25 protein-coding genes are annotated in these 21,911 nt (G+C 62.5%); 8 read left to right on the forward strand and 17 right to left on the reverse strand.

Annotated elements, in window-relative coordinates; translation table 11 throughout:
• The first annotated feature begins 40 nt into the window (after positions 1 to 40).
• Positions 41 to 832 carry a phytanoyl-CoA dioxygenase family protein gene (locus JHL16_RS28235; protein ID WP_200188222.1) on the forward strand — a complete coding sequence of 264 codons (792 nt, stop codon included), beginning with the start codon at positions 41 to 43 and terminating at the stop codon, positions 830 to 832.
• Positions 833 to 1,009: 177 nt separating this feature from the next.
• Here the strand turns inward: JHL16_RS28235 and JHL16_RS28240 are convergent, their stop codons facing one another.
• The 3 genes from JHL16_RS28240 to JHL16_RS28250 are packed head-to-tail and all read right to left on the reverse strand — an operon-like array spanning position 1,010 to position 3,647.
• Positions 1,010 to 1,558 (reverse strand): AAA family ATPase, encoded by a 549-nt coding sequence (locus JHL16_RS28240; RefSeq protein ID WP_200188223.1) that lies wholly within the window; start codon positions 1,556 to 1,558, stop codon positions 1,010 to 1,012.
• A gap of 48 nt (positions 1,559 to 1,606) precedes the next feature.
• A complete protein-coding gene (locus JHL16_RS28245; RefSeq protein ID WP_200188224.1) occupies positions 1,607 to 2,977 on the reverse strand; it encodes a sensor histidine kinase in 1,371 nt (456 codons plus the stop codon).
• On the reverse strand, positions 2,970 to 3,647 hold the full coding sequence (locus JHL16_RS28250; RefSeq protein WP_200188225.1) for a winged helix-turn-helix domain-containing protein: 678 nt from the start codon (positions 3,645 to 3,647) through the stop codon (positions 2,970 to 2,972). Before JHL16_RS28250 ends, JHL16_RS28245 begins: the two co-directional genes overlap by 8 nt.
• 218 nt (positions 3,648 to 3,865) lie before the next feature.
• On the opposite strand from JHL16_RS28250, the gene JHL16_RS28255 reads away from it, so the two are divergent.
• Positions 3,866 to 4,195: a hypothetical protein gene (locus JHL16_RS28255; protein ID WP_200188226.1), complete on the forward strand. Its 330-nt coding sequence runs from the start codon at positions 3,866 to 3,868 to the stop codon at positions 4,193 to 4,195.
• A 2-nt stretch (positions 4,196 to 4,197) separates the two neighbouring features.
• Here the strand turns inward: JHL16_RS28255 and JHL16_RS28260 are convergent, their stop codons facing one another.
• Positions 4,198 to 4,959, reverse strand: a complete 762-nt coding sequence (locus JHL16_RS28260; protein WP_200188227.1) for an anti-sigma factor family protein — start codon at positions 4,957 to 4,959, stop codon at positions 4,198 to 4,200.
• Positions 4,952 to 5,500: an RNA polymerase sigma factor gene (locus tag JHL16_RS28265; protein ID WP_200188228.1), complete on the reverse strand. Its 549-nt coding sequence runs from the start codon at positions 5,498 to 5,500 to the stop codon at positions 4,952 to 4,954. The genes JHL16_RS28260 and JHL16_RS28265 overlap by 8 nt, the downstream gene beginning before the upstream one ends.
• Before the next feature lie 143 nt (positions 5,501 to 5,643).
• On the opposite strand from JHL16_RS28265, the gene JHL16_RS28270 reads away from it, so the two are divergent.
• The 4 genes from JHL16_RS28270 to JHL16_RS28285 all read left to right on the forward strand — a co-directional run bounded on the left by JHL16_RS28270 (position 5,644) and on the right by JHL16_RS28285 (position 9,238).
• Positions 5,644 to 7,056, forward strand: a complete 1,413-nt coding sequence (locus tag JHL16_RS28270; protein ID WP_246771191.1) for a S8 family serine peptidase — start codon at positions 5,644 to 5,646, stop codon at positions 7,054 to 7,056.
• Between the two features lie 98 nt (positions 7,057 to 7,154).
• Entirely contained in the window at positions 7,155 to 8,324 is a 1,170-nt protein-coding gene (locus JHL16_RS28275; protein ID WP_200188229.1) for a helix-turn-helix transcriptional regulator, read from the forward strand.
• A gap of 90 nt (positions 8,325 to 8,414) precedes the next feature.
• Entirely contained in the window at positions 8,415 to 8,900 is a 486-nt protein-coding gene (locus tag JHL16_RS28280; RefSeq protein ID WP_200188230.1) for a hypothetical protein, read from the forward strand.
• A gap of 137 nt (positions 8,901 to 9,037) precedes the next feature.
• A complete protein-coding gene (locus JHL16_RS28285) occupies positions 9,038 to 9,238 on the forward strand; it encodes a hypothetical protein (RefSeq protein WP_200188231.1) in 201 nt (66 codons plus the stop codon).
• Between the two features lie 255 nt (positions 9,239 to 9,493).
• On the opposite strand, the gene JHL16_RS28290 is transcribed toward JHL16_RS28285, so the two are convergent.
• A complete protein-coding gene (locus tag JHL16_RS28290) occupies positions 9,494 to 10,234 on the reverse strand; it encodes a hypothetical protein (RefSeq protein ID WP_420884587.1) in 741 nt (246 codons plus the stop codon).
• A 57-nt stretch (positions 10,235 to 10,291) separates the two neighbouring features.
• On the reverse strand, positions 10,292 to 10,747 hold the full coding sequence (gene mntR / locus JHL16_RS28295) for a manganese-binding transcriptional regulator MntR (protein ID WP_200188233.1): 456 nt from the start codon (positions 10,745 to 10,747) through the stop codon (positions 10,292 to 10,294).
• Positions 10,748 to 10,886: 139 nt separating this feature from the next.
• Between mntR and JHL16_RS28300 the strand changes: the two genes are divergently transcribed.
• Together JHL16_RS28300 and JHL16_RS28305 are read left to right on the forward strand one after the other, a co-directional pair.
• Positions 10,887 to 12,032, forward strand: coding sequence for a multicopper oxidase domain-containing protein (locus JHL16_RS28300; protein WP_200188234.1), 1,146 nt, complete (start codon positions 10,887 to 10,889; stop codon positions 12,030 to 12,032).
• Complete coding sequence (locus tag JHL16_RS28305; RefSeq protein WP_200188235.1) at positions 12,029 to 13,219, forward strand: ZIP family metal transporter; 1,191 nt, start codon at positions 12,029 to 12,031, stop codon at positions 13,217 to 13,219. Before JHL16_RS28300 ends, JHL16_RS28305 begins: the two co-directional genes overlap by 4 nt.
• Before the next feature lie 38 nt (positions 13,220 to 13,257).
• Here JHL16_RS28305 and JHL16_RS28310 read toward each other — a convergent pair whose 3' ends face one another.
• From JHL16_RS28310 to JHL16_RS28355, 10 genes are all read right to left on the reverse strand, one after another.
• Complete coding sequence (locus JHL16_RS28310; RefSeq protein ID WP_200188236.1) at positions 13,258 to 13,623, reverse strand: cupin domain-containing protein; 366 nt, start codon at positions 13,621 to 13,623, stop codon at positions 13,258 to 13,260.
• An 8-nt stretch (positions 13,624 to 13,631) separates the two neighbouring features.
• Positions 13,632 to 15,119 (reverse strand): 4-hydroxyphenylacetate 3-hydroxylase family protein, encoded by a 1,488-nt coding sequence (locus JHL16_RS28315; RefSeq protein ID WP_200188237.1) that lies wholly within the window; start codon positions 15,117 to 15,119, stop codon positions 13,632 to 13,634.
• A gap of 16 nt (positions 15,120 to 15,135) precedes the next feature.
• A complete protein-coding gene (locus tag JHL16_RS28320) occupies positions 15,136 to 15,672 on the reverse strand; it encodes a flavin reductase family protein (RefSeq protein ID WP_200188238.1) in 537 nt (178 codons plus the stop codon).
• On the reverse strand, positions 15,669 to 16,367 hold the full coding sequence (locus tag JHL16_RS28325; protein WP_200188239.1) for a GntR family transcriptional regulator: 699 nt from the start codon (positions 16,365 to 16,367) through the stop codon (positions 15,669 to 15,671). The genes JHL16_RS28320 and JHL16_RS28325 overlap by 4 nt, the downstream gene beginning before the upstream one ends.
• Before the next feature lie 83 nt (positions 16,368 to 16,450).
• Positions 16,451 to 17,122: a DUF899 domain-containing protein gene (locus JHL16_RS28330; RefSeq protein ID WP_200188240.1), complete on the reverse strand. Its 672-nt coding sequence runs from the start codon at positions 17,120 to 17,122 to the stop codon at positions 16,451 to 16,453.
• The gene (locus JHL16_RS28335) at positions 17,122 to 17,958 is read right to left on the reverse strand and encodes an AraC family transcriptional regulator (RefSeq protein ID WP_200188241.1); all 837 of its coding nucleotides are present in this window, start codon (positions 17,956 to 17,958) and stop codon (positions 17,122 to 17,124) included. Before JHL16_RS28335 ends, JHL16_RS28330 begins: the two co-directional genes overlap by 1 nt.
• Before the next feature lie 72 nt (positions 17,959 to 18,030).
• On the reverse strand, positions 18,031 to 19,140 hold the full coding sequence (locus JHL16_RS28340) for an S-(hydroxymethyl)glutathione dehydrogenase/class III alcohol dehydrogenase (RefSeq protein ID WP_200188242.1): 1,110 nt from the start codon (positions 19,138 to 19,140) through the stop codon (positions 18,031 to 18,033).
• Between the two features lie 75 nt (positions 19,141 to 19,215).
• Positions 19,216 to 19,788: an S-(hydroxymethyl)glutathione synthase gene (gene gfa / locus JHL16_RS28345; protein ID WP_200188243.1), complete on the reverse strand. Its 573-nt coding sequence runs from the start codon at positions 19,786 to 19,788 to the stop codon at positions 19,216 to 19,218.
• Positions 19,789 to 19,915: 127 nt separating this feature from the next.
• Complete coding sequence (locus tag JHL16_RS28350) at positions 19,916 to 21,415, reverse strand: aldehyde dehydrogenase family protein (RefSeq protein WP_200188244.1); 1,500 nt, start codon at positions 21,413 to 21,415, stop codon at positions 19,916 to 19,918.
• 101 nt (positions 21,416 to 21,516) lie between these two features.
• A complete protein-coding gene (locus JHL16_RS28355) occupies positions 21,517 to 21,906 on the reverse strand; it encodes a hypothetical protein (RefSeq protein WP_137853981.1) in 390 nt (129 codons plus the stop codon).
• Between the last annotated feature and the right edge of the window lie 5 nt (positions 21,907 to 21,911).

A 21,911-nucleotide genomic window follows, 5' to 3' on the forward strand; every position in this document is an offset into this window, starting at 1 on the left:
CCACGGCGCCTATATGGCTGGCTAATGCAGAGAGACCATCATGCCTGATCACAGGAAAGAGCGCGCGCTCGATGCCGCGCAAATCGACCATTTCATCACCCGGGGTTTCGTCCGCCTCGACGAAGCCTTTCCCCGCGCACTCGCAGATGAGGGACGCGCCATTCTCTGGCGCGATACCGGTTGTGATCCCGCCGATCCTGCAACCTGGACGAAACCCGTCATACGCTTGTGGGACTATGCCCAGGAGCCGTTCCGACGCGCCGCCAACACCGAAATGCTGCACCTGGCCTTCGACCAGCTCGTCGGTCAGGGCCGCTGGTTGCCGCGCGGCAGTCTGGGCTCGTTTCCGGTGCGTTTCCCCTCGCTGGACGATCCCGGCGATGCCGGCTGGCATATCGATGTGAGCTTCATGGCGCCCGGCGGCGACGCAAGCGACTTCATGAGCTGGCGCGCCAATATTGTGTCGAAGGGTCGGGCGCTGCTGATGCTGTTCCTGTTTTCCGATGTCGGCGAGACGGACGCGCCGACGCGCATCCTGGCCGGGTCGCACCACGATATTGCCCGCCGGCTGCTGCCGGCAGGCGATGCAGGATTGTCACTCAGGCACCTGGCGGAGACCGGCTTCACGGAAAGCGCGCATCGACCTGAAATGCTGGCGACCGGGCCTGCCGGAACGGTCTATCTCTGCCATCCGTTCCTGGTTCATGCGGCGCAGCCGCATCAGGGAACACAGCCGCGTTTCATGGCGCAGCCGCCGCTCTTGCCGAAAGGCACTTTCTCGCTCGATGGTGTCTCTCCGGTGGAACGGGCCATAAAGTTGGCCTTGCCCTAAAATGTCAGGCGCCCGACGGGGAATCGGGCGCCTGATTTCTGCATCAGGCGGTTGGAACCTGATGATCGGAAGCCGAAGAACCTGCGGTGCTGGTTGCTTCGACGAGGCATGGCAAAGCTAACACTGGATTTTTTCCCAAAGATGTCCCGAATGTTGCAGAAGATTTCAGCCGGCGGATCAATTACCCAGCCAGGCCGCAAGGACAGATTGCGCCAATTCCGACGGATTCCGGCCATCCGTCGGCACAAAAAGGATACCGTCCTGTTTCTCCTCTGCCATGCGCCGGGCCTGGCGCAGGGTGCGTTCGGCCTGGCTAGCGAGGCCTGAACCAGTCTCCCTTTGCTCCAGCCGCGCCAGAAGCGTCGCTTCCGCCGCCATGAGGCGGACGATCGTGAAGCGCGCCTGAGGGATAGCTGCAAGGATCCAACGGCGGTCAAAGCTAAGATGCAGCATGACCCCGGACATGATCAGCCGGCGATGACCGAGCGTGTGGTAAGTCGACCACAGCGCCGCCAGATTGAGGCTCGACACATCCCGCGTGCCGGGCTTCAGCCTTTCGAGCTCTTCAGCGCTTGGCTTCGGATGGACCCGGTCGAGCTCGTCCGTCTCGATGATCGCGTGCGGCATCCCCGCGGCGACAAGCATTGCCCCGACCTCCCAGCACAAAGTGGATTTCCCCACCCCTGCCGGTCCGGTGACAAGAAGGATATCGACATCGTCCTGCATGAGATCCAGGCCTATCCGGATTCGTGCAGGCGCGCAAAAGCGGCTTGCTCACCTGAGGCTCAGGGCGCCGAAATCGACCACCGCGCGCAAACCGGGCTGATTATCCTCGAGCCGCACCTCGATGTCATGAAGCTGGGCCACGGCGGAGACGAGAGCGAGGCCGAGCCCCTGTCCGGGTGTGGTGCGGCTGCGATCGAGCCGATAGAACTGGTCGAAGACACGCTCACGCTCCGCCTCGGGAATGCCGGGCCCGTCATCGGCCACAACCGCCGTCAGGCGATCGCCGTTCCCCAGCTCCAGCCTGATGGTGGAGCCTGCCGGCGTATGCTTGATGGCATTCTCCACGAGATTGGCCAGCATCTGGGTCAAGAGCTCCTCATCGCCCTTGAAGACAACCCCTTGCGCCACGGTGGTGCCGAGCGCTTTGCCTTCATCCTCGGCGACGGCACGATAGGAATCCGCCAGCCTCTCGGCCACGGCGGAGAGATGGACCGGCTTGAATGCCGTCTTGCGGGTGCCGGATTCGATCTGCGCAATGCGCAGCAGGGCTGAGAAGGTGGCGAGAATGGAATCGATCTCGTCGATCGCCTCGCCGATGACCGCCTGATACCCCTCGACCGAACGCCCGACCAGCACACTTTCCTCCAGATGCTGGCGCAAGCGCGCCATCGGCGTGCGCAGATCATGTGCGATATTGGTCGAAACCTGTTTGAGAAGCTCGAGCAAGGCCTGGTTGCTGTCGAGCATCTGGTTCAGATTCGCCGCGAGCTTGTCGATCTCGTCGGACGTATCATAGACGGGAATACGCTCCTTGAGCTGCCCGCGCATGATCGCCTTGCTCGTCGCGTTGATGCGGTCGATGCTTCTGAGAAAGCGCTGGCTGATGACGATGCCGGCGAGAATGGACAGGACCAAAGCCAGGACGGATGCCCAGGCGAAGGCCTCGTTGATCGCCCGCTGAGTGGCGATCGCGCCATAGCCGTCATCGCCCACCAGCAGAAATGAGCCGTCCGGCAGGTGGCGGCCATAGGCGATCATCTCGTGGTCACCGCGCACCGGGGTCTGTCCGGTCGTCGCCGTATCGAGCGGCTCGGTTCGCCAGCCCTCGAACGTCTTGATGGTGTCGATATTGCCGGCGAGCCTGCGGCCGGACTGATCGCCGTAATAATAGAGGAAAGACCATTCACCCTTGACGTTTGAACGCGCATTCAGCTCCTTCAGCAGCTCGGCGGGACCGGAATCATTGTATTCGTTCACGAGATCGGCGAATTCGACCTCGACGCCGGCACGGATCTGACGGTCCAGCGCATGGCCCGATATCCAGCCGGTAACCAGATAAAGAATGAGGAAGGCCGTCGCCGTGACCACCGCATAGGCGGCGGCGAGACGGAAGCTCGCGGTGCGCAGCAGCCTAAGCATCAGCCCTCAGGCAATAGCCGACACCGCGCAAGGTGCGGATCAGGGTCGTGCTGAAATCCCTATCCACCTTGGCGCGCAGCCGGCTCATATGGGTTTCCACCACGCTGGTCTGTGGGTCGAAGTGAAAACCCCAGACCTTCTCGAGCAGCATCGTGCGGGTGACGACGCGGCCGTCGCTGCGCAACAGGAATTCCAGGATCTTGAATTCCAAGGGCTGCAACTCGATTCGGCGCCCGGCCCGATAGACCTCACGCGTCAGAAGCCGCATCTCGAGGTCGCAGAAGGACAGAACCGTTCGTTCCGGCGCGATGGGCGGACGCCGCAATATGGCGGCGAGCCGGGCCAGGAACTCGGCAAAGGCGAAGGGCTTGACGAGATAATCGTCACCGCCGGCATCGAGCCCCGCCACGCGGTCATCGATGCCATCCATGGTGGTCAGGAACATGACCGGCGGATGCGGCCCCGCCGCATGCAGCGTCTTCACCACGCTGAGACCGTCAATACCGGGCAGCATGCGGTCGATCACCAAGGCGTCATATTTCCGGCTCGCGGCGAGCAGCAACCCGTCGCGGCCATTGTCGGCATGCTCACTCTCATAACCATGCTCGCGCAGGCCGCGGCGAATGTAATCCGCCGTATGCTGATCATCTTCGATGATGAGAAGCTTCATGCCGCACCATTGTGCTTCTATCTCTTAGTTTTGCGCATCGGTTTCCCGAAAACCGCTTCACACCTTTCGGGCCGATGCTCCAACGCCTCCGATGCGGGGCGCACTATACAAGCCGGCCCGAGTTCCGCCCTACATACAATTTCGTAAGGATCGTTCCTTGTTTCCGCCGGACGGCGGGCGCCTCGTGAGGGCTCTCATCACTTCGACAGGAGCCCATCATGAAAGTCGTCGCTCTCCTTCTTGCCATGATCTGTCCGACCACGGTGCCGCAACTGCGCATGATGGCCGAAGCGGCATTCAATGACCTGCGGCTGGCCAGGTTGGCGGCGGTAACCATCGGCGAGATTGCGGCGGACTGCCTGAGCCTCAATCTGAGCTCGGGCCTCGTCGCAACAGCCTGGGTCTTGGGCGCGCTCCTCGCGGCAGCCTTGTTCCTGCAGCTGGCGCGGGAGCGCCAGGCCCCTCGCGGGCATCGGGTGGTCGCGACATTCACCAGCGTTGCCGCGGCGCTGCTGTCGCCGGCGCTCTGGTCGATCGATCTGATGTGATTTCAGGGCGACTTGCTCAGCGCGTCCAGTTCCGCCTGGCCTTCGATCGCAGGCCCGGCGCCCAGCGCATTCAGGAAGGCGTCCAGCGTTTCCGCCGACGAGGCGGGCTTGTAGGCATCGGCGCCGCCGCCACTGGTGCGCAGCGCCAGATCGATGCTCCATGCGCCGGCGCTGCGGCAGGCCACGGCCAGATGATCGCCCTTTTCCGGCCCGGCGATCGCGAATTCACGGCAAAGAACCTGGTCGCCGCGATAGAAGGAGCTGGTCATGGAGACCTCCTCACCCGCGTTCAGATGCGCCTTCTCGCCCGAAGGAAGCTTCGACAGGATGGCCGCCAGCTCAGGATCGGCGATGCCGGCGACCTGGTAATAACCTTGCTTCGGCGCCCCGCCCGAGGCCAGCCAGTAGCCGAGAACACCCGCGACCAAGGCCAGGAACGAAGCGGCGATCGGCATGGCCCAATGGCCGAAAGGAGAGACGGACAGCGCGGCCTTGCGGGGACGTAAGGGCGTGACGGTAGCCGAAGCCGGCGCCGCCTTGCGGATCATCGCCTCGACGGAGGCCTTCAGATTGTCCGGCACCGGCTCATGCGTCCGCGCCTTCACGCTTTCGGCGGTGAGCGCTCCTGTACGCACAAACAAAGCGACACGCCGGGCGAGATCCGGCCGGCTGGACAAAACCTCGACAAGACGCGCCGACCGCTCCGGCGCCAGCTCGCCGTCGGCATAGGCCATCAATTCCTCGTCGCTGAAATCGTCAGTCATCGATCTTAACCTTGTCCTGGGCCGATGAACGGCCCGCGGCATCGTTTATTCCCGTCGCAACGGCAATATTCGCCCGGGCGCGCGCCAGGCGGCTCATCACCGTGCCGATCGGAATGCCCAATATGCCGGCCGCCTCGCGATAGGAAAGTTCCTCAACGCAAACGAGGAGCAGCACCTCGCGCTGCTCGTCCGGCAGCTTTCCGATCGCCTCCCAGACATCGGAAAGCAGCAGCCGGTGTTCCGGCGTCGTGCCGGCATCGCCCGTGAGCTTGCCCTCATAGAGCTCGATATCGTCCTTGGGCCCGGCGGTCCGGTCGCGGCGTAACTGGTCGATCCATAAATTGCGCAAGATGCGGAACATCCAGGCATCGAACCTAGTACCCGGCTCGAAAGAGGCAGCATTGGCGATGGCTCTTTCGCAGGCCAATTGCACGAGATCATCGGCTGTGTCGGGCGCACGACAAAGCGAGATCGCGAAACGGCGCAGATTGGGCAGAAACGCGATGAGCCGGTCGCCGAAATCGTCAGAAAGTCCCGCCATGCAATCCTTGGAAAATCTTTCCGCCAGTTGGAATAGTTGATCTCAGGATCCGTTATCAATAAATCCTGCGGCTGACCGGATCGCATGACCTTGCCGCCAAGGCAAGCCCGGAGACGTCGAAGGGTCAATATGTGGAGAATGCGATGAACGAGCCGTCCAGACAGATCAAAAGATTGTGTGCGGTGCTGTGCGGACTGGCGATCTTCACCATTGGTCCGTCGTTGTTGGGCAACGGCGCCGACGGATTCGGCCTCGTCAAACCCGCCTTCGCGGATGATGACGGTGACGATGGCGGCGACGACGGCGGGGACGACGGCGATGATGGGGACGACGGTCGCGGCGACGATGACGACGACGCGGATGATGACGAGGATGACCGGCCGGGCATCGGCAGGTCGCGGACGAAGACCAACTTCAACAACCGCAACCGCCCCTCCCGCATGGAACGGCGCCGGGTCGCGGCGCCGGCACCCTTGCGCTTCGCGCGTGCCGAGCTGGTCGGGCGCGATCTCACGCCTGCGGCTCTGGCGCGATTGACCCGCGAAGGCTATGTGGTTCTCGAGCAGGCCACGCTCACCGAAGGGCGGACCGTCCATCGCCTACGCATTCCCCGGCGGGTGACGCTGGCTCAGGCGCGGGCCCGCGTCCAGGCGGAGGCCCCCCAGGCCGCCGTCGATCTCAATCACTATTACCGGCCCAATATCGGCGACTCCTGCGGTGCGGGCGAGTGCCTGGCGCGCCGGATGATCGGCTGGACGCCGGTGAACGACAACGCACAATCCTGCAACAGCGGCGGCATCCGCATCGGCATGATCGACACGGCGATCAATGCAAAACACGATGCGCTGGCGGGCAGCAAGGTCGAAGTGAAACGGCTCGCGGCCGCGACGCTGCCCGCCTCCGGCAGGCAGCATGGCACAGCCATCGCCGCCTTGCTCATCGGTGATGCCGATGGCCGCTCTCCCGGCCTTTTGCCGGGCGCCGAGCTGATCGCGGTCGACACATTCCACCAGCGGTCAGGCCAGGGCGATGTTTCCGATGTCTACAGCCTCGTCAAGGCGCTCGACTATCTCGAAAGCCGCGACGTGGCGATCATCAATATGAGCCTCTCCGGCCCGGCCAACAGCGTGCTGGAGAGCGCCGTCAAGCGCCTGGCGGAAGAAGGTATCGTGCTGGTGGCGGCGGCCGGCAATGACGGTCCCAAGGCAAAACCCGTCTATCCGGCGGCCTATCCCGAAGTCGTCGCCGTCACTGCGGTCGACCGGCAGAAGCGCGCCTATCGGCGTGCCGTCAGAGGGCCGCATATCGATCTCGCCGCACCCGGCGTCGATGTCTGGATCGCCGCCTCGGTCCAGGGCACTCGGCCGCGCACCGGCACGTCCTTCGCCGCGCCCTTCGTCACGGCGGCGATAGCACTCGCCCGCAAGAACGATCCCGAAGCCCGCATGGAAGACATTCTCTCCCGCCTCACGACGACGGCCGAGGATCTGGGCGCGCCGGGCCGCGACGATACCTTCGGCTGGGGCCTGCTCAATCCCAAGGGGTTGTGCGACTGAAGAAGGTAGACGGCGCCATCCCCCGCACGGGGGATGTTATTGCCCTGGATTTCCTGTCTGGTCTCTGAAAAGCTGATTGGCAGACGGGGAATGGACCAATGCGCTCAGACATGTCGGCGGATCAGCTTTCCGCTGCAATCGGCAAGATCTATGACAGCGCGGTCGAACCTGCCTTGTGGCCAGAAGCTCTCGAAGCCTGCTGCGGTCTGATCGGCGCAACATTCGGCGGCATAGATCTGTATGATCTGGAGAACCAGAAGAAGAGCTACACCGCACGGTGGGGCGGCGATCCCTACTGGATGGATCTCCTCCACTCCAAATATGCCAGGCTGGACCCGTTCTGGGAGATCTATCCCACTTTTGAGGTCGGCGATGTCGCCAATACGGCGATCCTTCTGGAGCGTTTAGGCGCCGACGAGGACGAGATTCGGCAACTCCCCTTCTTTACCGAGTGGGCGGAACCTGCCGGCTATCGCGATGTCGCCGCAGGTATTCTCTTGCGCAGCCCGACACGCAGCGGGACATTCGAACTCTATACGCCGCCAAGCCGCGCTCCCGTCGGGCCGGATGATCTTGCCGTCGTCTCGTTATTGACACCTCATATGCGGCGCGCGGTCTCCATTGGTGACCTTTTGGGCATGCGTTCGCTTGCGACATCGACATTCGAGACAATCCTCGAAACCCTGCTGGTCGGCGTCGTGCTGGTCGATGCGTCCGGCCGCATTCTCTATTCCAATCACTCGGCCCGAACTATGTTCAGCGCCGGCAAGCCGGTGCTTTCGCAGCGTGGCGTGCTGGCGGCGCAGGACATCAACGCGAGCACGGCGATCAGGGAAGCGATCAATCGCGCTGCCCTGGATGAAAGCGAGCTCGGATATGGCGGCATTGGCGTGCCGATCAGGAGTCTCGAACCGCACGATCCCCTGCACGCCGTCGCCCATGTGCTGCCGCTGAAATCGGGAATGTTGCGTCCTGGCCTCTCGCTGGGCGCCGCAACCGCCATTTTCATCACCCCGCTCGCGGAACATGTGTCGCCTCCCTTCGACGCACTCGTCGCCCTTTACGATCTGACGCCAATGGAAGCGCGCGTGATGATCGAAATTGCCTCAGGCAAGAACCGCGCGGCATCCGCGACGGCACTGGGCATAGCCGACTCGACCGTCAAGACCCATCTTACCCGCGTGTTTGCGAAGACGAGAACCGCCGAGCAGTCGGAGCTGGCGAAGCTCGTCGCCAGCCTCACTTCGCCGGCCGTCATCCGCTCCTAACCGGCCAACATCCCCCGCGCGGCGGACGACAGATGCCGTTCGGGCAAACTACCATGACCGACGAGGGAGGGCTTCTCATCGGAGTAAACCATGTTCGATTTCAGGCGTGTTCGTCGAAACATCGCGATCATGGCGGCGGCGCTCACCGCAGGGCTGACTTTCGCTAGCGAAGCGGAAGCGGGCGGCAAGGGCAAGCCGCCCAAGATCGGAAACCAGCAGAATAGCCGCGGCAATCACTATCAGGATCATCGCAACGACCATTATCAGGATCATCGATCGCAACAGGATGATCGCAATTTCGGCGGCGCGGCCAGCTCCGGCATTCGAATCAGGTGCATCCTTCCGTTTTGCGGCCACAGCTTCACGCCAAATGCGCCGTCACATTATCAAGATCACCGCAACGACCCGCCGCACTATCAAGACCACCGTAACGATCCGGTCGGCGGACGCCCACGACATCCCCGCGATCCGGGCTATCAGAATCCATACATGCCGAACGGCAAGGCGAAACGCGCGTCGCCGGTAAAGTACAAGAAGAAGCAGGTGAAAGCCGGGCGGAAGAAACGGCCTCTGTGAAGCCAAAATGAAAAATGAAGAAGGGCATGGTCGCCCCAAGCCCTTCTCCGCCACCTTCGGCAATTGCTCAGTTCTTTCGTTTCGCCGACCCCTTGCTTGTCCAATTTTTCGAATAGCCCGAGGAATTCGACGAGCTGTTGGATGAGCGGTTCGAGCTCGAATTCGAAGAGCTGTTTGAGCTCGAGTTGGAGGATGAATTTGACGAACTGTTCGAACTTGAATTCGAAGAGGAATTGGACGAGCTGTTGGAGCTCGAATTCGATGACGAGTTCGACGAGCTGTTGCCCGCGAGGATGATCTGGCCAGTCCTGCCGGTCACTGTCTGTGCGCTTGGATAATCAGGCTTGGCAAGCGTCACGGCATCCGCCGCGCTCGCGCCAAGACCCAGGGCCAGGACTCCAGTGAGAATTGCTGTGCGTTTCATATGGCTTCCTTTCATCTGTTCGCGGGCGGCCTCATGCGCACCCGTGTGATGAACGGACGATGCCCGCCCCTATTCCCGCTAAAGCGCGATGGTTTAGCCATCGCGCTTTATTTTCTTGCTTGCGCATGATCTCTCCGGAAAATCGCTTCGCACTTTTCCGGATCATGCTCTATCTCCTGGCGCGCGCGAATTTGCGGTACCAGCCCTCGCTGGCGAGCGTGTTGCGGCGTATCCGTTCGCGCGTGGCACTCTCCTCATGATCCTCGGCACGCGGGGTGAGTGACGGCGTCAGAGCGGCATCGGCGCGTTTGAACGGAATGACCTGAACGAGCGGCGTTCCCTTCTCCAATATGTGCACGCCATCGTCACCGGTGGCGAGAAACGGAAAGTTGATCAACGCATGATAATTATCGGTATCGACGACACCGGCAATGATCTCGACCGGCAGCACGGGCCGGTTGAGCGGCGCCACAAACAGGCAGCTCCATCCCGGCGGTGTCATGATGGTCCAGTAGTTGTGGAACTTCATCGGCGGCCGGTCCGCCATCGGGTGGCCTGCGATCTGATGACTGCCATGGTTGCTGACCATGACCTTGTCGAACTCCCAGCCGGCCTCCACCGTCTTGCCGCCGTCTCTGATCTCAAGCCGGGTCGTCGCCGCGAGCGGCAGGATGAAACCCAGCGTCATGGCGTCGAGGAAGGGCATGCAGCGCTTGACGGTGAGGCCGTTATTGGTGGCCGAGACACTGGCGCCGTCGATAGCGGGCAGGCGGCGGAACCAATCCGGCAAGCTCGCTTTGGCCGGAACAGGTTCGGCGATAACGCCTTTGTCCTCAGGCGCGCAAATGAAGCTGATGACGGGATCTGCGACTTCCGAATCCGGTTCGCCCTTACGCAGGAAGCTCAGCACCTTGGCGATGGTCATGTGTCTCTCCTCCACTGGAGGCGAAACGGACCGACGGCGGCATTATTCCCGTTTGCGCAGGAAATCGCGAAAGGCGTTGAGCGTCTCCAGGCTGACATGATGCTCGATGCCCTCGGCGTCGACGCGCGCGATTTCCGGGCTGATTCCCAAGGCGCAGAGGAAGCTCTCGACAACTTGGTGGCGCTCGCGGCTTTTCTCCGCGAGGCCGGCGCCCGCCTCGGTGAGGAACACGCCGCGATAGGGCCGTTGCTGGATGAGTCCCTCGGCGGCAAGCCGCTTCAGCATCTTGGCGACCGTCGGTTGCGCCACACCCAGACGTTGTGCGATATCCACCTGGCGCGCTTCGCCGCGATCGGCGATAAGGTCGGCAATCAGCTCGACATAGTCCTCGATAAGCTCAGTGCGCCGGTTATGACGCGTCTGGCGGAAGCTCTCCATATGGGTGTCGGCATCGACCAGGGTGCTTTCGGGAGCAGGTGCTTTTGTCGGTTTCATCATCGGTGAATCAGTAGACTTCGCAATTAAAGATCATAGCCGAGGCTATAGGATATTCTGTTGCTTCAAGCAAATTATAGCCATTGCTATAATAACTCCCTTATGCTCTTATTGTTTGTAGGGGCTAAAAAAGGGAGCGGTCATGCCGGGTTGGTTGCCATTCGATCTCAAACGACGGGGATTCATCGGTGCGGGCCTCGTAGCCGCCAGCGCCGCCGCTTTCGGCGCCAAAGGAGCACTCGGGCAAGGCGAACAGACGTCCGGGCACCAGGGCCATCAGGCGCCGGCGAGCGGCACGTCGACCTATGACGCCACCAATCACATGAACGCCCATGGCGAGATGATCACCATTGGCGATGTCGATCCGGCGCGAAACGGTTTCGATCCGACCGCCATGCTGACCGACTGGGAGACAGGCGAGGTCTCCACTCTTCCCGACGGACGCAGGCTGCGCACCTTCCAGGTGACCGCCGAAGACAAGGAAATCGAGATCGCGCCTGGTGTGATGTTTCCGGCCTGGACCTTCAATGGCCGCGTGCCCGGCCCGGCGCTGCGCGCGACGGAGGGTGACCGGGTACGCGTCGTGTTCAAGAATTTCGGCTCGCACCCGCATTCGATGCATTTCCACGGCTTCCATGCGGCGCGCATGGACGGCATTCCGGGTGCCGGCCTCGTGCCGCCGGGCGGTGAGTTCGTCTATGAATTCGATGCACGGCCCTATGGCTGCCATCTCTATCATTGTCACGCGCTGCCGCTGGCGCGCCATATCCATAAAGGCATGTACGGCCTGTTCGTCATCGATCCCGATCCGGCGCGGCATCCGGAGATGGCGGCGGTCGCCAGCTCACGCCTCTACGGCACGCCGGAAAATGCCCAATGGCAGGAAATGGCGATGGTGATGAACGCCTTCGACACGAATTTCGACGGTGAGAACGAGTTCTATGCCTGCAACACCATCGCTCATTGTTACGCCAAGCAGCCGATCAAGGTGGTGCGCAGCCGGCCGGTGCGCATCTACCTGGTCAATGTCACCGAGTTCGACCCGATCAACTCTTTTCATCTGCACGGCAATTTCTTCGACTATTACGACCAGGGAACGACATTGACGCCGACGCTCAAGACCGTCGACGTGATCATGCAATGCCAGGCGCAACGCGGCATCCTCGAATTCACTTTCGCCGAGCAGCCCGATCACGAGCCCGGCCTCTACATGTTCCATGCGCATCAGTCGGAATTCACCGAGCTCGGCTGGATGGGCATGTTCGACGTCGTCGAGGCGCTGTCATGAGCACCGATCAGGCCTCGTCCATTCCCGCCACGCGTCCATGGCAGAAGCTCCTCTGGGTGCTGGCGCCGCTCGTCGTTCTCGGCCTCGCTCTGTGGTGGCTCATCGCCGGCAATCTTCTCGGCAGCTTCAACAACGGCGCGCCGCCGGTCGAGAATCTCACCGTCGAGCGCACCATCCTCGATCAGAACGGCCTTCGCCTCCTGGTCAGGGGCGGTGGGTCGGAAGCGATGAAGATCGCGCAGGTCCAGGTCGACGCGGCTTATTGGCGCTTCACCCAGGACCCGCCCGGCGCGATCGAACGCGGCGCCTCGGCCTGGATCGCCATTCCCTTCCCCTGGGTGTTGGGTGAGGCGCATAAGGTGACCTTCGTCACCAATACGGGCGCCACTTTCGAGCACGATATCCCGGTCGCGGTCGAAACGCCGCAAAGCTCCTCGCTCAATTTCGCCGCGCAGGGGATGCTCGGCGCCTTTGTCGGCATCGTGCCGGTGGTGATCGGCCTCATGTTCTATCCCGCGCTGCGTGGCGCCGGCCCGCAGGTCATGAACTTCCTGCTCGCCTTGACGGTGGGCCTCCTCGCCTTCCTGTTCATCGATACGCTGGAGGACGCCTTCGAATTCGCCGGGCGCTCGGCCACGATCTTCCAAGGGCCGATGATGGTTCTCCTCGCCGCAGCGGCGAGCTTCATCCTGCTCCTCGGCATTTCACGCCGGCAAGGCCATCCGAGCGGCCTGGCGCTCGCCACTTTCATCGCCATCGGCATCGGCCTGCATAATCTGGGCGAAGGTCTCGCCATCGGCGCCGCCTTCGCCGCCGGCGCGGCGGGCCTCGGCACCTTCCTGGTCATGGGCTTCACGCTCCACAACATCACCGAAGGCATCGGCATCGCGGCCCCCCTGCTCAAGATCAAGCCGTCGCTGGCGCGCTTCGCCGGCCTCGCCCTTATCGCCGGCGGTCCGGCGGTGCTCGGCATGTGGATGGGCAGCCTCGCTTATGCGCCACATTGGTCGGCGCTGGCGCTGGCGATCGGCGCCGGCGCCATCCTCCAGGTCATCATCGAGGTCTCGGCCTTCCTCGCCCGTTCGTCGGAGGATCCGGTCAAGGCTCTGATGGCGCCGGTCACGCTTGCCGGCGCAGCGGCAGGCCTCGCCCTCATGTATGGAACGGCGATGCTGATCAAGATCTGATCAGTGAAACAAGGAGACGATCGGCACCGCCGATCGTTTCAATCATAATAATGGACTTCGAGCAGGAGGCAGCCGCCTTGCGAGCGGAACGGCCCATGTGCGACGCCGGGCGGACGGCACGCATAGGTATTGGCGGCAAATGTTTCTTCACCTGGGGCGGCGCCTACGATCAGATCACCCGCGATCAGATACACCTCCTCCCAGTATTCATGGGTGAAAGGCGTCGTGGTGAAGGCACCGGGCAGAAAACGCAAAAGCCGTGTGCGATGACCGCTCGCCGCCTCTTCATCGAGCCGGCCCGACAGGATTTTCTGCTCGATGCCCGGCGGATAGCCCGCAGGGACATGCCAGCCGCCCGCCATGTCGAGCGCGTGAAACTCCAGATGCTCCTTGTTGATCGCCATGCCGGCCCTCACGCCGCCAGCGGCGAGACGCCGCCGATCTCGTCGCTCAGAGAATAGCCGTCGAGCATGCGGTCAACGAAGCCGGTGCAGCGATCCCAGTCGAAGGTGCGGAAGCTATGTCCCTTGGTGACGAACGTGGCCCCGGCATAGAACATTTCATATTGTGTGTGCCGGGACGCGAATTCCGAACCGACCGCATCCCAGGCGAGCTTGAAGAATTTGACCCGGCTTTCCGAGGAACAGACGGGTGACTGCTGCGTCCGATCGATGAGGCCGCGCAATTCGCCATTGGCGAAATCGTGGACGGAGGACGGCAGCATGATGAGGCCGCCACCGGCCAGGCCGCGTAGCGCCGTGATCACCTGCCCGTAGAGCTCCTGAGTCAGCACCTGAGCGGCATAGAGCGTATGGCTGTCGGGGATGAAATACCCGCCCTGCATTCTGCCCTTTATCTCCATGGCGTGTACGAGCGCGTCGACCATCGTATTCTGCGCCGCGAGCGCGCCCAGTGTTTCATGCACCTGCGGGAATCCGATGATGCCGTTGGTCTCGGCGATCCGCCGCGCGATGCCGACCAGGAAACGCATCTTCACCATCAGGCGGATCTGCGATTGGTAATTCTGATAGACATGCGCCGGCGTGGCATGAAACTGCCGCTGGCACATCGCGATATCCTGGTTGATGAAGACGCGCGGCCACTCGACCTTCACATCGTCGAAATAGAGGACGGCGTCGTTCTCGTCGAAGCGGCTGGCGAGCGGATTGTCGAAGACGCTCGGCGCGCCCGCTTCGTAAGATTTGCGCGACAGGATCTTCAGCCCCTTGGCATTCATCGGCACGGCGAAGGACACGGCATAACGCTCTTCACCGGCGCGCAGCGGCTGGATGCAGGTCACCAGCACCTCATTCGCCATGATGCCGCCGGTCGCCAGCATCTTGGCGCCCCGAATGGTGAGGCCCGTGCCGTCCTGATCGACCACGCCGGCGGTAAGGAATGGATCCTGCTGCTCACCCGCCGGGCGGGATCTATCGGCCTGCGGATTGATGATCACATAGGTCAGATAGAGATCATTGGCGCGGGCGAAGTGGAAATAGTCAGCGAGCGCTCCGGCGCGCGCCGCGTCATAGAAGCGGAAGGTATCGATCCCCATATACATGCCGGCAAGACAGGAAGCGACATGATCAGGCGCTCGCCCGAGGAAGCCGCCATGCAGCTCGGCCCAGGCCTCCAACGCCCGGCGGCGCTCGACGAGTTCCTGATAGCTGCGCGGCAGCTGCCAGATGCGGTTGGCGCGGTCCCCTTGCGTTTCCGGCGCATCGAAGGTCATCAGTTCGAGATTTTCCGGGCGCGACTGGAAGTCGTAGAGCGCGCCGACCGTGGCGATGGAGCGCCTGAAGGCCGGACATTCGGTGACATCACCGGAAAGCGCGCCGTCGATATAGACCTGCCGGCCGTCCTTCAGCGACGCGATATGCTGGGAGCCTGTCTTGATCATGGTACCCTCCAGACGTTCAGTAATGGATGTCGAGCGGCCACAGAGGTGCCGCGAACTCGGTCGGCTGCAGCGCCGCATAACGCCCCTTGCCGAAGACAAGCGGTTGTCGGTCGCCATGGTCGCGGAAACGCTTCACCTCGGCGATGAACAGCATGTGGTCGCCTCCGTCATGCCGGGCATAGGCGGCGCATTCGAAGACCGCGATCACGCCTGGCAAGAGCGGCACGCCCATGAAACCATCGCTATAACTGGTCGCTTCCCATTTGTTGGCAAGGGAGCGGGCAAATCTGTTGGAGAGGTCCTTCTGGTTCTCGGCCAGCACATTGACGGCATAGGCTTCCGCCTTCATCCAGAGCGGAAGGCTCGCGGCCTTCCGGTCGATGCTGAACAGGATGAGAGGCGGCGCCAGCGACAGAGAGTTGAACGAGCTGACCGTCATGCCGAGCGGCTCGCCTTCAACCTTCGCGGTCACGATGCAGACACCGGTTGGAAACTGTCCCAGCGCTTGCCGGAACGCCCTCGTGTCGAAGGCTGTTTCCACCACGGCGGTCATGATGGCGGCCGTCCCCATTTCGGCATCGCCGGCAGCCGCAAGGCGGCGAGCGTCGTCTCCAGATGCCGCGCCACCGCTTCAGCGGCGCGCTCGCCATCACGCATGCGCAGCGCCGCCACGATCGCCGCATGTTCAGCGAGAACTTCATCGATGCGCCGGCCTGAGGTGGTGAGCGCATAGGCACCCATGCGCAGCTGACGATCCCTCAGGCTCTCATAGAAGCCGGCGAGCACCGGATTGCCGGCGGCGCTGACGATGGCGCGATGAAACTCGCGATCGCTCTCGATGAAGGCGACCGGATCGTCCTTCTGTGCCGCCTGCCGCGCGACCAGCTCATCGAGCTGCTCGGCCAGTGCGGCGCCGAGACCGGCGGCGCGCCGCGCGCACCATTCCTCGACCAATCCGCGCGCCTGCATGACGGCGTCGATATCGGCTTCGGTCACCGGGGGAACATAGGCGCCCTTTTTCGGCACGATCTGCAGGACGCCGTCAGCCTCGAGCCGCAGCAAGGCCTCGCGCACCGGGGTGCGCGACGTACCGGTCGCCTGAGAAACCTCCGCTTCGGTGAGGAAAACCCCGTCTCTCCTAGGGAGCGTCGCGATGTGCTGCTTGAGCCATCTGAAAACGACATCCTGGGCCGCTTCGGCTCTACGGCCGGTCGATGGGAAGCTCTGTGAGCGCTCGACCTTTGTCATAGACAGGATGTATATATCTTGTATGCAAGTTTGGCAAGAAAATTCCTCTAGGTTAATTATGTAACTGAACGCATGGCTTCAAGTTACTCGTCCCGGGCGGATCCCCAGCCGTGAGTGGGTGACTGCGGCCAGCCCTCGGGCGACTCCTCCCACGCCTCCTGACGCCCATAAGGGGTCATGTCGAGCAAATGCCGGAAACCCGACGGCTCGACGCCACGACCGGTGGTGAAATAGCTGCGATAGACCAGGGCATCGTCGTCACGGAAAAAGATGCTGATGCCGAAATCATCCTCCCCTTCTCCGCCTACTCCCATATCGGCATTGAAGGAGGAGCCCGCCGACGAGAAGAAGGGAACAGTCCATCGCTTTCGCCGGCGAAGCTCGGCGAGGCGTGAATAAGGTGCGCGCGCCACGGCGACGAGACTCGTCTCCCGGGCATGAAGATGGGCCAGATGCCCGATATCATCGATGCGACGGGCGCAACCGGCGCAGGCGCTCGACCAATCGGGTGCGAACATGAAGTGATAGACGATCAATTGCCGGCGTCCCGAAAAGAGTCCCGCCAGCGAGACCTTTCCCCGTGCGCCGGAGAAGACATAGTCCTGATCGAGCCGGACCATCGGCAAACGGCGCCGCTCGGCGGCCAAGGCGTCGAGCGTCCGGGTCGCCGCCTTCTCCTTGTCCAGCAGACGCATACGGGCCTCCCGCCAGTCGGCGGGCGAGACGACAGCCGGCATGGCCAGGCGTTTCGCCATCACGCGCCCAGCGGGAGCCACAAAGTGAGCCCGCCCTCGCCGGTACGGGGATCGAATTGTGGATTGTGGCGCTCGATGATGGGGGCATCGGCGAGCATCAGGCCTTGCGAGGCGAGGCCTTCATTCCAGATCGCGGAATAGGTTTCATAGAGGCGCGACACATGGCCGTGGTGCTCGAACACCGCATATCTCCGCGCCGGTATCTCGACCTTGCGCAGCCCTTCCGGAACCTTGCCGAAACGGGAAACCTCGGCCGCGCAGACATAGTTGAACTCACCATCGTCGTCGGGCGCCTCGGTCACGCCAATGGGAATGCCGTCGAGCTTTTCCGGAATGGCGTCGTAGAAATCCATGAATCGTTGCCATTGGGCAGGAATGCCGATCGTCGTCGAGAAAGAGAAGATTTGCGCGAGACCGATCGCGCGCACGGACCCTTCGTCGACGATACGAGGAGAGGCCAGGTTGCTGACCGGCGCCCGCGCCTTCAACTCCAATGGCGCAACGATTTCAAGATCAGCAAGACTGCCGCTGTCGCGCACCGTCTCGGGTGTCTTGCCGAACTGCTCGCGAAAGGCGCGGGTAAAGGCCTCGTGCGACCCGTAGCCGGTATCGAGCGCCACCGCCAATATGTCCGGCGCACCACCACCCAGCGCGCGCGCCGCCTCGCTCAGGCGCCGGGCGCGCAGATACTTCATCACCGGATAGCCGGTCGCCATGCCGAACGCATTGGCGAGATGCGAGCGGGATACCCCGCAGGCCTCGGCAATCGAACTCAGCGTGATGGGCTGGCGCAAGTTGCGCTCTATGACCCAGAGGGCATTGTCGGCAAGTGGCATGGCATCTCCTCCACGCCGCCCGTTTAGCAGGAAGCCGGCCCCCGCCGCTTGATCGTTCGTCCGGTCAGCGTATCAAAAGACGACCACGCTCCGGATCGATTTGCCCTCATGCATGAGGTCGAAGGCTTCGTTGATGCGCTCGAGCGGCAGCGTGTGGGTGATCATCGGGTCGATCTCGATCTTGCCGTTCATATACCAGTCGACGATCTTCGGCACGTCGGTGCGGCCGCGGGCGCCGCCGAAGGCGGTACCGCGCCACACGCGGCCGGTGACCAACTGGAACGGCCGCGTGGCGATCTCCTGGCCGGCGCCGGCGACGCCGATGATGATCGATTCACCCCAGCCCTTGTGGCAGGCCTCGAGCGCGATGCGCATCACCTTCACATTGCCGATGCATTCGAACGTATAGTCCGCACCGCCGCCGGTCAGCTCGACCAGATGGGCGACGAGGTCCCCCTGCACTTCGCTCGGATTGACGAAATGCGTCATGCCGAAGCGCTCGCCCCAGGGCTTGCGGTCATTGTTGAGGTCGACGCCGACAATCATATTGGCGCCGGCGAGACGCAGGCCCTGGATGACATTGAGGCCGATGCCGCCGAGGCCGAAGACGATGCAGTTCGAGCCCGTTTCCACCTTGGCGGTGTTGATCACCGCGCCGATACCGGTGGTGACGCCGCAGCCGATATAGCAGATCTTGTCGAAGGGCGCGTCGCTCCTGACCTTGGCCAGCGCGATCTCGGGCAGCACCGTGTGGTTCGCGAAGGTGGAGCAGCCCATATAGTGATGCACCATCTTGCCCTTGTAGGAGAAACGGCTGGTGCCGTCGGGCATCAGGCCCTTCCCTTGAGTCGTGCGGATCTTCTGGCAGAGATTGGTCTTGGGGTTGAGACAATAATCGCATTCGCGGCATTCGGGCGTGTAGAGCGGAATGACATGGTCGCCCTTTTTGAGCGATTTGACGCCGGGGCCGACGTCGACGACGACGCCGGCGCCTTCATGACCCATGATCGCCGGGAAGAGGCCTTCCGGATCGGCGCCGGAGATCGTGAATTCGTCGGTATGGCAGATGCCGGTCGCCTTGATCTCGACCAGTACCTCACCCTCACGCGGTCCTTCGAGGTCGACCTCGACGATCTCAAGCGGCTTGGCTTTTTCGAAAGCAACAGCGGCGCGGGTCTTCATGTCCACGATTCTCCTTCATTCATCCTGGCAACGATCTAGCCCGGCCGGTTGCCTAAGGCCAGAGCCTGAACGGCCTCAGGCTTTCAGCACACCCTTGGCCTTGGCGACATGGGTGGCGATGAAATCCATGAGCGGCGGCGACAGGCAGTCATAGGGATCGAGACCGAGCGTGCGCAAGCGCGCGCGGATCGCCTTCATCTGATCGGGAGGCGTGCCGGATTCGATGATGGAGGAGACAAAGGCCGCGAATTTGGGCGGCGACCAGCCCTTTTCGGCGGACAATTCGGTATGGATGAAGTCGAGGCCGTAGAACGGGTGTTTGGTATTTTCGACACGGCCATACATATGGACGCCGCAGCCGGTGCAGGCGTGGCGCTGGATCGCGGCGCTGGCATCGATCACTTTGAGCTTCTGGCTGTTGGCGGAGACGCTCAGACTGTCACGCGGAACGACGGCGACGACTGAAAACGTCGCGCCCTCCGGCTTCCAGCATTTGGTGCAGCCGCAAGCGTGATTATGCGCGCTCTGGCTGGTGACCTTCACGGTCACCGGATCCTTCGCGCATTTGCAGGTCAGCGTGCCGCCGGAGAATTTCCGCCCCGCCGGCTTGAAGCCTTTGTCGACGGATGGATGGATGGCAACAGGCATTGAACTCCTCCCTGGTTGATGATTTTTAATAAAGGAGGGAGGCCGGATCGGCCTCCCATTCATCATGCACTTTTCGGAATTCGTGACCTGCAACGTTACTGCGCAAACCGGCGCGCAGCAAGCAGCGTTACAGTCTGGCGGCCACCGACTTGGTCTCGGTGTAATGCTCCATGACCTCCTTGCCCATCTCGCGGCCCCAGCCCGACTGCTTGTAACCGCCGAAGGGCCAGGCCGGATCGCCGTAATTATGGGTGTTGATGCAGATGGTGCCGGCCTTGATCTTGCGCGCCATCATATGGGCCGTCTTGAGATTGCGGGTCCACACGCTTGCCTGCAGTCCATATTCAGTATCGTTGGCGAATTTGGCCACCGCTTCGAGGCTGTCGTCGTCGAAGGACTGGACGCAGACCACCGGCCCGAAGATTTCCTCGCGCACCACCCGCATGTCGCGGTTGGTCTTGGCGAGCACCGTCGGCTCGACGAAATAGCCCTGATTGCCGGCGATCTTGCCACCGGTCACCACCTCGGCCCCTTCCTTGCGGCCGGAATCGAGGAAGCCTTTGACCCGGTCATGCTGCTCCTTGGAGACGAGCGGCCCCAGATTGACGGTGGGATCGAGGCCATGGCCGATCTTGAGCTTGCCCGCCGCCGCGGCGACGCCGGCCACGACCTTGTCATAGACCGACTTGTGGGCGAAGAGCCTGGAGCCGGCGGTGCAGCACTGACCCTGATTGTAGAAGATCGCATCCGCCGTGCCAGCGATGGCGAGATCGAGATCGGCATCGGGGAAGACGATGGCCGGCGACTTGCCGCCGAGCTCGAGCGACACACGCTTGAGATTGCCGGCAGCCGCCCGCACGATGATCTTGCCCACCTCGGTCGAGCCGGTGAAGGCGACCTTGTCGACATCGGGATGCGCGGCCAGAGCTGCGCCCGCCGTCTCGCCGAAGCCGGTGACGATATTGACGACACCATCCGGAATACCCGCCTCCTGGATCAGTTCACCGAAACGCAGCGCCGACAGCGGCGTCTGCTCGGCGGGCTTGAGCACGATGGTGCAGCCCGAGGCCAGCGCCGGCGCCAGCTTCCAGGCCGCCATCATCAGCGGGAAATTCCACGGGATGATCTGGCCGACGACACCGACCGGCTCGCGTAGCGTATAGGCATGCCAGTTGCCCGGGCTCGACACCTGGATAGTCTCGCCATTGAGGCGCGTCGCCCAGCCCGCCATATAGCGGAACATCTCGATCGAGCCCTGGACGTCGCCCTTGCGGGCATTGGTCACCGGCTTGCCATTGTCGAGCGCCTCGAGCTCGGCGAATTCATCGGCATATTTCTCTAACAGGTCGCCAAGCTTCCAGACGATGCGCGAACGCTCGCCGGGCGACATGCGCGACCAGGGTCCGCTATCGAAAGCGCGGCGCGCAGCGGCGACCGCCAGATCGATATCGGCTTTGTCGCCCAAGGGCACATGGGCGATGATTTCCTGAGTGGCGGGATCCTCGACCTCGAAGGTCTGGCCGTTCTGGGCCTGGACCCATTTGCCATCGATCAGGATCTTGCGGTTCTGGCCCAGGAACCCGCTCAGCGCGGATCCCAGAAGCGGCTTACGGACGGCGATATTCATGACAACCTCCCTTTCGGATCATGTGGACGATGCGTTATAGTCAAATGACAATAACGATAGGCAAACAAACAGGAACGGATAGATCCGCCCTGTTCGCAATTTCAGTGCATGGCGCCGCGCCCGCCCGCCGGTTCAGCGCCGAGATCGATCAACTCGCTCATCTCGGCCAGCGCCTCCTGCGAGAGCGAAAAGCTGACCTCGAAGCCATCGGGGGTGCGCAAGGACAAGATCCGATGCGAACTGCCCGCCGCCGCCTCGAGATTGCACTCGGCGAGCGGGAAGACGAATCTGAGATTGGGATCACGGCTGCGCGCCCGCAAAGCGGCGCTAAGCAAACGCGGCAAGGTCATGGCCAAGGCGCCTGCCTGCTCGGCCGAGATATTGAGATCACGGGTGGCGCCGGCATCGTCGCAATAGGACAGACGGATGGCCTCGCCATCGCCAGAGACTTCGCAAGAGGTGAAATTCGCAACGGTCTGGGTTTTACTCATCAGGG

Origin of the sequence: Taklimakanibacter albus (genome assembly GCF_016595235.1) — a bacterium.
Taxonomy (GTDB): domain Bacteria; phylum Pseudomonadota; class Alphaproteobacteria; order Rhizobiales; family Aestuariivirgaceae; genus Taklimakanibacter; species Taklimakanibacter albus.